Annotated in this window: 8 protein-coding genes; all 8 read right to left on the bottom strand. The window is 39.3% G+C overall.

Features of this window, described 5'->3' with window-relative positions:
* Positions 1-16: 16 nt before the first annotated feature.
* The 8 genes from EJ994_RS15760 to EJ994_RS15720 all read right to left on the bottom strand — a co-directional run bounded on the left by EJ994_RS15760 (position 17) and on the right by EJ994_RS15720 (position 12126).
* Complete coding sequence (locus EJ994_RS15760; RefSeq protein WP_099572464.1) at positions 17-256, bottom strand: NifU family protein; 240 nt, start codon at positions 254-256, stop codon at positions 17-19.
* Positions 257-267: 11 nt separating this feature from the next.
* Positions 268-1407 carry an Mrp/NBP35 family ATP-binding protein gene (locus EJ994_RS15755; protein WP_126593358.1) on the bottom strand — a complete coding sequence of 380 codons (1140 nt, stop codon included), beginning with the start codon at positions 1405-1407 and terminating at the stop codon, positions 268-270.
* 373 nt (positions 1408-1780) lie between these two features.
* On the bottom strand, positions 1781-2446 hold the full coding sequence (locus tag EJ994_RS15745; protein ID WP_126593357.1) for an ABC transporter ATP-binding protein: 666 nt from the start codon (positions 2444-2446) through the stop codon (positions 1781-1783).
* Between the two features lie 20 nt (positions 2447-2466).
* Entirely contained in the window at positions 2467-4881 is a 2415-nt protein-coding gene (locus EJ994_RS15740) for an ABC transporter permease (protein ID WP_126593356.1), read from the bottom strand.
* A 41-nt stretch (positions 4882-4922) separates the two neighbouring features.
* On the bottom strand, positions 4923-7283 hold the full coding sequence (locus tag EJ994_RS15735) for an ABC transporter permease (RefSeq protein WP_126593355.1): 2361 nt from the start codon (positions 7281-7283) through the stop codon (positions 4923-4925).
* 49 nt (positions 7284-7332) lie between these two features.
* Positions 7333-9714: an ABC transporter permease gene (locus tag EJ994_RS15730; protein ID WP_126593354.1), complete on the bottom strand. Its 2382-nt coding sequence runs from the start codon at positions 9712-9714 to the stop codon at positions 7333-7335.
* Positions 9715-9724: 10 nt separating this feature from the next.
* Positions 9725-10735 (bottom strand): ABC transporter permease, encoded by a 1011-nt coding sequence (locus EJ994_RS15725; RefSeq protein ID WP_126593353.1) that lies wholly within the window; start codon positions 10733-10735, stop codon positions 9725-9727.
* Positions 10663-12126 carry an ABC transporter permease gene (locus tag EJ994_RS15720; protein WP_126593352.1) on the bottom strand — a complete coding sequence of 488 codons (1464 nt, stop codon included), beginning with the start codon at positions 12124-12126 and terminating at the stop codon, positions 10663-10665. Before EJ994_RS15720 ends, EJ994_RS15725 begins: the two co-directional genes overlap by 73 nt.
* Positions 12127-12131: the final 5 nt, after the last annotated feature.

The following is a 12131-nucleotide window of genomic DNA, read 5'->3' as shown; positions in this document are numbered from 1 at the left end:
GATTTATATCAGTAAACTAGCTTACATTAATTACTTCTTCTATTTGGGGCGCATATTTCTTGATGGTCATTTCTACGCCACTCTTTAGCGTCATTTGATTTACTGAGCAACCAACACAAGCACCTTCTAATTTCACTTTTACAGAATTGTCGTTATCAATGGAAATTAAAGAAATATCGCCACCATCGCTCTGTAAGAAAGGGCGGATTTCTTCCAACGCTCTTTCCACATTACTTCTTAGTTCATCTGCGGTCATTGTTGCCATAGCTACTTCTTTTTAACAGCGGCACAACCCGCCATTGTTGTTATTTTAATCGCCTCAGTCGGCGGTATATCCTTATTTCTTCTTACTACTTCCTGTACTACGTTCTTGGTAATCTCCTCAAAGGCACTTTCAATAGCTGTTGCTGTCTGTAAAGCTGCTGGGCGACCTACGTCACCAGCTTCCCGGATACTCTGTACCAAAGGAATTTCGCCCAAAAAAGGAACCTTTAAATCTTCTGACAGATGTTTAGCGCCTTCCTTACCAAATATATAATATTTATTATCAGGAAGTTCTGCAGGAGTAAAATAGGCCATATTCTCTACTATCCCTAAGACAGGTACATTAATGGAATCCTGTTGAAACATGGCTACACCCTTACGTGCATCTGCCAGTGCTACTTCTTGTGGTGTACTTACGACTACCGCACCTGTTACGGGCATTGCCTGCATAATACTCAAATGAATATCTCCGGTACCTGGTGGTAAGTCCAACAACATAAAATCTATCTCTCCCCAATGCGCATCAAAAATCATTTGATTTAATGCTTTGGACGCCATGGGGCCTCTCCATATCACCGCCTGGTCTCGCTGTGTGAAAAATCCTATAGAAAGTAATTTTACGCCATAACTTTCTACTGGTTTCATCTTCGATTTGCCGTTTATGGTTACCGCAAGGGGCTTTTCCTGGGCAACATCAAACATGATGGGCATAGAAGGACCATAGATATCCGCATCCAATAAACCTACCTTAAAACCCATTTTTGCCAGTGTTACGGCTAAATTGGCGGTAACCGTAGATTTCCCTACACCTCCTTTACCAGAGGCTACGGCAATAATATTTTGAATACCCGGCAAGGGTTTTCCCTTTATCTCATTGGTCTTTGGTTTCGCCGGAGCGTCTACTTTAATATTTATTTTAATCTTCGCCTTTTCATAGACCTCTTTGTGTATTATTTTGAGTATCTCTACTTCGGTCTTTTTTCTGGCCTGTAAACTTGGATTAGCAATGGTTATATCAATCTCCACCTCATCACCAAAAATCTGTATGTTCTTTATGGCGCCACTCTCTACCATATTCTGACCTTCACCAGGAACGGTAATTTGCTCTAATGCCTTTAAAATATCCTTTTTATCTAACTTCATTATGTATACTCATTCTAAACAACAAAGATAGTCGTTAACGGCGAGAATAAGAAGCTGTAGGATTGAAATGTAGTATGTTACAATAGGCTATGTTGATGGTCGATTCCCGACTACGCTCAGGACAAGGGTTGATGGTTGATGGTTGATGGTTGATGGTTGATGGTTGATGGTTGATGGTTGATGGTTGATGGTTGATGGTTGATGGTTGATGGTTGATGGTTGATGGTTGATGGTTGATGGTTGATGGTTGATGGTTGATGGTTGATGGTTGATGGTTGATGGTTGATGGTTGATGGTTGATGGTAAGAAAATTAAAAAATATGATGATTTATCCTAATTTTTAGAAATTTAGGACAAATCACCGCATCTGCATCTAAACCTTCCGTCCGTCTAATAAATCTATAATACGAGTTCCATAGGCGGCATTCTTTTCGGAGTGGGTTACTTGTATAATCGTAACTCCATCTTCCTCGTTCAACTTTTTAAATAATGACATGATTTCCTCACTTTGTTGGGAATTCAGGTTACCGGTTGGTTCATCCGCCAGGATCAATTTAGGATTGGCAATTAAAGCTCTTGCCACACCGACCAATTGCTGTTGTCCTCCACTCAACTGGGCCGGAAAAAGGTCTTTTTTACCAACAATATTAAAACGGTCTAACATATCTGCCACCATAGCCTTTCGTTCTGCGCCTTTATACTTTTTGTATAATAAGGGCATTTCTAAATTTTCCTGTACCGTTAATTCATCTAGCAAATGGTACGATTGAAATACAAAACCAATATATTCTTTGTACAGGTTTGCCCTATGTTTTTCTTTTAAGGTATGTACGGACTCCTCCAAAAAATGATATTCTCCCTCATCAAAACCATCTAGCATACCTATCACGTTTAGCAAGGTAGATTTGCCGGAACCCGAAGGCCCCATAACCGAAATAAACTCTCCTTCTTTAACCTCTAGATTAATGTCTTTTAACAAAAAAATACGTTGGCCTCCTGAATTGACCCACTTAAAAATATTGTTTAATTGTAGTAGCATGATTTTATTTTAATTGTTTCTTATTCATCTCTTAAACTTCGTACCGGGTTTTGCATAGCAGCAGTAATTGTTCTACTTCCTACGGTAAAAAAAGCTATGGCCATTGCCAATATTCCTGCTATTGCAAAAAACCAGACATTCAATTCTATTTTGTTCTCATAATTTTCCAACCATCCTCGTAAAAACCACCAAGCAATGGGTGTTGCAATCACGAATGAAATTAAAACTAACTGTAAAAAGTCTTTAGTCAGCAATACGGTTATAGAGGAAACGCTAGCCCCTAATACCTTTCGCACACCAATCTCCTTAGTTCGTTGTGCCACGATGAGCAAGGACATGGCAAATAGACCAATACAACTTAGAGCAATTGCCAGAATAGAGCCACTGGTAATCATGGTCGCCATCTTTTTTTCCCTAACAAAAGTATTGTCAATATTCTCGTCTAAAAACGAACCTAGAAATGCTGCGTTCGGCTCAATTTTCTTCCAAGCCGCCTCTACAGCATCAAAGGTTTTGGCCATGTTCACCGGGGCTACCTTAACAAAAGCGTAGGACAGACCGGATTCCCTATCCAGAAAGAATGTCAAGGGCGCTATAGCCTTTGAGATATCCTGAAAATTATAATCCTTTACGACCCCGATTATGGGAGACCTAAGACTTTCACTCATGGGCAATGAGGCGGTTAAAGGGTCTGTTTCCCCAATTTCTTTTGCCATACGCTCATTGATGATAACGGCTTGGGTATCCCCGGGATAATTCTTATCAAAAGAACGTCCTGCAATCAACTCTAGCCCTAAAGTTTCAAAATAATCATAATCCACGGTTAACGCATGGGTACGCACTCCTTTTCCCTTATAATCAAAGCCCCATACACTGGTAGATTGACTACCATCTTTTCCTCTTCCCAAATTATTGTCAGAAGCAGAAACCCCAAGAACATTAGGGTTTCCGGCGAGTTCTTCTCTTAATAATTGAACTGCATCATAAGGATTCTTTTTGCCATCTATGGGAAAGGAAAGCACCTGTTCCTTATCAAATCCTAAATCCTTATTCCGCATATAGTCTACTTGGCTCCACAATACCAAAGTCCCGCTAATGAGTAAAATAGCAATACCGAACTGTACTACCATAAGTACATTACGAACACGGTTACTACCAGAAGTTTCCAATTTTCCTTTCAAAGATTGAATGGTACCCAAACGACTTAACAATAAAGCCGGATACCCTCCTACTACTAGTGTAATAACAAAAACTACCAGAAAAAAACCGATAATAATCGTAGGTGACATCAGCATTTCAAATGAAATAGCCGTCCTGAAGATGGTCCTGAATTCATCTATCAATAAAAAGCTAAGTGCGGCACCTATGGCCACGGATATTAAAAACACGAGGAGACTTTCACTCCAAAATTGAAAGAACAACTGCATCTTTTGGGCCCCTAGCGTTTTTCGCATCCCAATTTCTCGGAGACGTTGTGCACTTTTGGCAATACTCATATTGATAAAGTTTACGCTAGCAATGAACAATATTAGAAATGCCACGCCAAGAATTAAAAAGGGAACAGCGCGACTTACTTCTGCAAACCCTTTTCCAAAACTTGTAAATCTAATATCCTTTAAAGGAAGTAATCTAATTTGAAAAAACTGACCTGCCTCGTTAGGTACCGCACCATCCCGCTTTAGTCGCTCAGAATTGCTACTGTAATGTAGTTGGGTAAGAGGAAGCGTATTATTCTCAAACTGCTGTACGGAGATTTCAGGCTGTAGTTGCATATAAACAGCGTGGTATTGAGCGTTCCAAGTTTCTATGCTATTAGCATAGCCTTCGTGATTTTCAAAGGGTATGGCAATATCAAATTCCAATGTATTCTGATTTTCGTGATTACCGATTACCGCTGATACCGTGAAGGGTTCCTCAACACCATCAATTAAAATAGCAACGGTTTTTCCAACGGCTTCTTCCGCTCCAAATAGGGCATTGGCTGTATTTTCAGTAACTACGACCGAATTCTTTTCTTGAAGCGGATTATCTTTATTCCCCTTTAGCACCGGAAATGTGAACATATCAAAAAATGCACTGTCTAACCACGCAGCATCAAAATTAATCTCCTTTTCCTTGTAAAGTGTCAAGGCCTCCTGTTCAAGAAAACGGGTGATATTCGCCACTCCAGGAACCTCTTCTTTTAAAGCACTCGCTAAAGGTGCTGGCTGACTTGTTGTTGCTTCTGGTCCTTTTGGCGCTTGTACAACGGTATAAACCTGATAGATATCGTCACCGTTCTCGTGGAAGTTATTGTACCCTAAATCAAAAAACGCTGCCATCGATAAGAGAATAGCGACTCCAAAAGCCACGGAAAGCCCAAGTACGTTGATAAGGGTAAAGGTCTTATCCTTTACTAAATTTCTCCAGGTAATTTTCAAATAGTTCTTGAACATGTTTTATTCGATTTTTTGATTGATGTTTATTGAAGGTTACACTATTCGTCTCTCAAAGAGTCTACGGGATTTACAACGGCCGCCTTTACTGCTTGATAACTTACTGTTACGAAAGCTATGGCCAAGGCTAAAACTCCCGCCAGGGCAAAAGTCCACCAAGAAATGTGTATCCTAAAGGCAAATTCCTGTAGCCATTTACTCATTAGATACCAAGAAACAGGTACGCCCAATACAATAGAAATTAAGACCAGTTTTAGAAAGTCTATCGAAAGAAGCGTTGTTATGCTCTGAACCGATGCTCCCAATACCTTACGAACACCTATTTCCTTAATTCGGTTCTCAGCCATATAGCTAGCCAGACCAAACAAACCTAAACATGATATAAATATGGTCAACAGTGCAGATAGATTTGCTAGGGTTTGGGTCCTTTTCTCATCCGCGAACTTGTATGCATATTGCTGATCTACAAATTCATAATTGAAAGGATATTCCGGATTAAACTTTTTAAATATGTTTTCTATTTTCCCAAGATTTTGACTAGTATTATGCCGTGCGTTTAGTTTTAAATGGATAAAGTTGGTCCATTCTCCGTTACCATGAATAATTACAGGTTCTATGTCTTGAAACGGAGAGGTAAACACAAAATCCTTAACTACGCCTATGATGCGCCAATCCATTCCCATATCCTTCACTATGTGACCTATGGGGTCCTCAAAACCCATATGTATGGCAGCGGTCTCATTAATTATCATCGCCGTGCTATCGGATGGGTAAAGGGTATGGTTCAAATCTCTCCCCGCAAGCACTTCCAATCCTAAGGTCTTCGCAATAGCCTCACCGGCCGTAAACCGTAGAATTAATGTTTTATCCTCTAAATCCTTGCCCTGCCACTCCATATCCCAAGAATTGCTCCAGTTTTCGGTAACCGGCGAAACGGTGCGTGTAACCGAGGTAACGGCACCTGAAGCAAGTAATTCATTCTTAATCCCCTGATATTTTTGTTTTACATCACCCTCCATATAGGTATAGATAAGATTATCCTTGCTATATCCCATTTGTCTATTCTGAACTTTGTTCAGTTGTTGCTTAACAATCAGCGTAGCGGTAATAAAGACAATGGCTGCAGCAAATTGTACTACGACCAATACTTTTCTAGCACTAAATTTAGAATTCAACTTTTGAAAAGTTCCTTTTAAAACCGAAATAGGTTTAAAGGCGGATAAATATAAAGCAGGATAACTACCCGCCAAGATACCCGTAAAGAGAATAATGGCAAGAGCCGAGCCCCAGAACAAAGGGTCTGCATAATCTATACGCGCCTCTATATGCAGTAACTCGTTAAATTTAGGCAACACTAGTAATAAAAGCACAAATGCCAATAGTGCACTTACCGTGGAAAGTAATACGGACTCACCGATGAACTGACTTATAAGCCCTCCTCTTTGGGCACCTATAACCTTGCGTATGCCTACTTCCTTAGCACGTTTTTCGCTTCGTGCCGTACTTAAATTCATAAAATTTATACAGGCAATCAGAAGAATGATGATAGCGATTATACTAAATACCCTGATGACTCCTATCCTACCGCCCTTTTCTTCTCCATTCTCGAATTCGCCGTAGAGATAGTTCCTAAAGAAAGGATATGGGTAGGTTACCATATCTGCGGCATCCTTGTCATGAATTTTTCGCAGGTTACTAATTTTCTGAGAAAAAGAGGCAAAGTTCGCATTTTCCTTAAGCATAATATAGGTAGCAATAGAGTTATTACCCCAGTGCTTGTCATCATGGCCAATCTGTTTCAAATAGGACCAAGGAATCAAAAACTTAAAATGGAATTCACTGTTCTCGGGTAAGTCTTTCAATACCCCTGTAACCTTAAATACATTGTCATTATCAATTTTAACGACCTGGCCCATTGGGTCTTTATCCCCAAAAAGTTCTTTGGCAAAAGTTTCCGTTACCACAACAACATTTACATCTTCAAATACCGTCTCATTGGTTCCATTTACCAATGGGAAACTAAACATATACAAAAAGTCCTTATCTACAATTGTACCTGTTGCCTTTAAACGCTTATCTCCGACCGAAAACAAATAAGTATCATCATAATTATATCTGGAAACGCGCTCTACCTCAGGAAAGTCTTTTTTAATGGTAGGTCCCATAATTTTTGGCGTAGAATTCCAGGTCCATATTTCACCATCAACGGGGTATTTGTTATAGACTTGATAAATACGGTCACCACGTTCGTGAAATTTATCAAAACTTAACTCATAATCTATCCATAATACAATTAATGCGGTAGCAGCAAGACCTATAGAGAGTCCTGCAATATTCAATGCCGAAAACCCTCGATTTCTAAGAAGATTTCTCCAGGCAATTTTTAGATAGTTTTTTAACATGATTGGTCGTTTTTTGATGCTTCGACATCGCTCAGCACAGGTTGATGACTTACTCGGTTCGTAAACTTGTCACAGGATTAACTCTCGCCGCTTTATAACTATGCCAACTAACAGTAAATATGGTTATAGCCATAACTGTTCCTCCTGCAAGCAAGAACATTCCTATCTCTATATCTATTTTATATGCGAATACCTCTAGCCATTTGCTTGCCGCGAAATAAGCAATCGGAGTAGCCAACACAAAGGCAAGGAGCAACCATTTTAGAAAATCGGTATTTAGCATCACCAGTATTTCAGAAATCGTGGCCCCGTTCACCTTTCTAATCCCAATTTCCTTAACCCTTCTTTGTGCTACCATTAACGAGAGTCCCAATACGCCCATAGCACAAATAAAAACAGCTGTTAACGCAAATATTAAAATCAGATTTTTCTGTAGCCGTTCTGTCTTGTACACCTCTTTGTAGAGACTACTTACCTGATAATAGGTCAAGGGATATTTTGGAAACAACTCGTTCCACGTAGTTTTAATCGATGCTACGGCCTCTGCACGAGCGGTTGGTTCATAGGATATCACTATATTCTCTAACCAACTGTTCTCCCTTTTGAATAATACTAAAGGCTCTACCTTGGTCTGAAGTCCGGAAAGGTGAAAATCTTCAACAACTCCTATAATTTTTCCTTTTGGCATGGTTACACCCTCCACAGGGGATATCAAAGCGAAATCCTCCCCGATTATGGCATTCGCATCTTGATAGCCCAAATAGCTTAGGGCGGTCTTATTAATCAAGTACTCCCCGTTACCGTCTTGATCAACACTATTTTGGTTGAAATTCTTACCGCCTAGAAATGAAAGTCCGAATACATCGGCAAAAGAATTATCGCATGAAAATACGCCTATGTATTCCGCTTCCTTATTGGGGACGTTTTGCATCTCAAAAGAGAACATATCGTTTGTTTCCCCTCCCGGAGGTGCCATCATTGCAGAAACGGATGCCACTGCACTTTGCTTTAAAAGTTGATTTTTAAAGAGACCAAAATCTTTTTGCACTTCAGAATGCACGTACGGAATACATACCACATTATCCTCTTTGGCCGCCATGGAATTGTCCAGAGCGTAGTTCGTTTGGCGAGAAATAACGATTACCCCGACCAATAAAAACATGGCTAGGCCAAATTGAGCGATTAAAAGTACTTTATGCGTGCCTAGCGCGCCATCTGCTTTGATACGGGTACCTAAGGAAGCATTTTGAAAACGTTGCTTGAAAGCAGGTTGCATTCCTGCGATAATACCTAAGAGCGAAAAAACCACTACAACTCCCAGAACAAACCACTCGTTGCCTTGAAAAAGGTCAATTTGGTAGCGCTCTAGTACCATACTATTTAACCGAAAGGAAATCACAGAAACAATAAGGAGCGAAAGAAAAATAATGAGCGCACTTTCCAATAAAAAGTAACGCGACATTACTCTTTTGGAAGATCCCAATATTTTTTGCAATGCTAGAAATTTAGTAAGATAACCAGCCATACCTATATTTAGACTGGTAAAATTACTTAGGGATATAAAGAGCAAGATCAAAGCGGCAATACTTAACAACCAAATATTAGTCATATTACCGTTGGGTTCTATTTCCCGTAATAAATTAGATTTTAGATGAATTTCCTTGATATTGGTAATGTGCGCCTTATATTTTTCCGCCTCAGTTTCCGCTATACCATAGATTTCGTTTAATTTGGTAGATAGCTTACCATCAAGTCCAACAGCACTCGCTTTGTCCTTCAGTAACAAATAAACATAGGTCCAACCGTTCATGGCATCTTCGCCGGGCATCACCAACAAATCGGGATGAAGGTGACTTTCCTTTACAAAATCTTCCATAACACCCGTTACGGTAAAAGTTGTCTTAATGGAATTATAATGACCTGGTGGCAAGGAGATAATTTTTCCCATTGGATTTTCATCACCGAATACTTTTTGGGCCAGTGATCGGGATATGACGGCCCCGCCGATTTCCTTTAGCGCAGTTTCTTTGTTACCTTCTTTGAAATCAATATTAAAAATTCTAAAAAAAGTATCGTCTACCGCAAAAGCCTGATCAATAGCGTAGTGCTGCTCATCCTTTAGAATGAGTCTATCCCTTAAGGGCATTAATCTCACGTGATCCTCAATCTCCGGAAGCTGTTCCATAAGTTGGGGAACGCTTTTGGCATCAGTGAACCTTGCAAAGTGATTACCTTTTAGAATGCCAGGATTCGTAGTAGTGAACCTGTAGGTACGTTCCGTACGGGTATGCGCTAAATCATAGCTTAATTCGCTCTTAATGAATAGTACAATGAATAGTACACCACACGATCCTAGTGAGAGTCCAACAATTTTAATACTGTTAAGAACAGGTCTCTTTCTAATATTCCTTAGCGCATATTTTATCAGCATTCTATACGTTTTATTCTGTTCTCAAACTTTTTACGGGATTCTTCTTCGCTGCATTAAGTGCTACAGTACCTACCAAAATAGACGTTCCTAAGAATGCTGCCAGACCAACTATTAAGAATGCTAGATGCTGAATCTCTATCCTATACGCAAAATTAGAAAGCCATTGCTTACTTCCATAGTAGGCAATGGGCCAACTAATGAGTAGAGCTATTGTTATATAGAGTACATACTCTCTTACCGATGATTTAATGATATGAAATTCAGAAGCACCGAGCACTTTTCGTATCCCTATCTCTTTGGTTCTGGCTATTACCAAAAATACCGTAATACCTATAATACCTATTGCAGCAAGCACTATCGCTAAAATATTCATCCAAAAAATAAGGTTTACCGTTTGCTTGTCCTGTGTATAGAGACTTGAAATATTTTGACTCAAAAATTCAATCTCTAGAGGCAATACATCTCCAATACTTTCATAAACAGAAGCTATCTTATCAGTGACTAAATCCGTTTTCTCAGAATCGAAAGAAATTATACTCACCCCAGCCATACGAACGTTTGGAGAAAGTGTTATGAAGTAAGGTTCTACTTGCTCTCGTAAAGAAAAAATATTTACATCTTCAAATATTCCATCAATTACAAAGGGGAATCCCACCTGTCCCTCCTCCGAGGTATATTCAGGTTCTGTGATTACGGTGGTGCCTATAAGTTCTTCAACGGAAACATTTTTAACATTAGCGAATTTTTCTGCTGCAGTTCTATTAATAATTGTTTTTCTACCAGTTACTTCAACACTACCTATACTGGTTTCTATTCCGTATGCCTTTAAAGCTTCATAGTCTAGATAGAGTTGATTGGCATCGTCAAAAACTTCTTCTATTCCTTTTAGTTTGTACGTTGTCTGGTTGAAAGTGCCTATTCCAAAAGAGGAACCATTGCCCACGTGGTCTATCCAAGGAACTTGTCTAAGACGTTCTTGAAAAATATTCTGTTTTTCGGATGACGTATACGCATATAGCACCCCTTCTTTTTATAGCCTACATCCTTATTCTCAATAAAATCCATTTGCTGGATAACAAAATAAGATACCGAGGTAATAGAAATCAATATTACAAACTGACTTACTACCAGATACTTGCGAATGGAAAAATGCTCAAAGCGATTGTCCTTTAATTTTTGATTGAATAAACTTAAAGCATTCTTGGTAGAGAGAAATAGCGCCGGGGCTATACTCGCCAATACTCCCAGAACAATTGCCAGGCCAACTATTAAAAAAAACGTTTGAGGGTTCTGCCAGAGACTAGCACTTAAATTTACACCCATTAAGGAGTTGAACGAAGGCACTATCAATGCAAGCAATAGAGCCAAAATAGGTACGGCCAATAGCGCTAATAACACTCCTTCCAATATAAATTGTCTCGCTACGGCGAAGCTCTTTGCTCCCATGGCCTTTTTGATTCCTATTGACTTCCCTTGTTTGGATTTAATGGCCAAAGTAAAATTGGCATAATTGAACAGCGTAATTATAAGTATAAAGACCGCAAAGCCCCCGATTAGATATATGAACGAATAATTTCCGGGCGTTTTCAGTTCATACAAAATATTGGACTTTAGATGAATATCCTCCAAGGGTTGTAAAAAATGTTCTTTATAAAGAGGATCCTTAACCACGGATGGGTTTATCTTAGCCATCGCCTGATTCATTCTTAGTTCCACCTCGTCATACGAAATGTTGTCGGCAACGCCCATATATACCCTACTGCCCCAATAATCAATTCTTGGATTACTTAAGGCCAAGGTGAAGTCGAAATGAGAATTCATAGGCACGTCCTCGATAACCGCGGCCACTTTGTAATTTTCTTGCCCTATATTGATAACCTGACCTATAATTTCGGACGAGTTATTCATTACACCACCAAATATTTTAAAGGCGGTAGATTTGGTCAATAGTACTTTATTAAAATCCTTGCCGAAATCGGTAAAACTCCCCATTAGTGGTGACCACGTAAAAAGTGAAGCGAATTCCAGCGGCGTGTTAGTTGTTAAAAATCCTTTTTCCTGCACCCTTTTATCTCCCCATTCTATAAATTCAAGATTGTCCGAGGTTATGAACTGTGCTACATTTTCTACACCGGGAATTTTTTTTAAACCGGTTACCACATTGAGTTGTTTATCATCGGCTCCGTTTTCAAAACCTAAAATACTATAATCCTGAGAGCGGTAGGTCCAACCCACGCGGTAAATATTTTCGGAATTTTCATGAAATTCATCATAACTATTTTCAAAACCGATGTATCCAATTGCCACGAAAGCGACAAAAAGTCCGCCTACGAGACTTAATAAATTAAAAGTTGTGAAAAACCGATTTCTCAAAAATCCTCTGAATGCTATCTTTAACCCTGTACTTATCATAATCT

The sequence above is a fragment of the Maribacter sp. MJ134 genome (genome assembly GCF_003970695.1).
GTDB lineage: Bacteria > Bacteroidota > Bacteroidia > Flavobacteriales > Flavobacteriaceae > Maribacter.
This window is presented reverse-complemented; position numbering and strand designations above follow the sequence as displayed.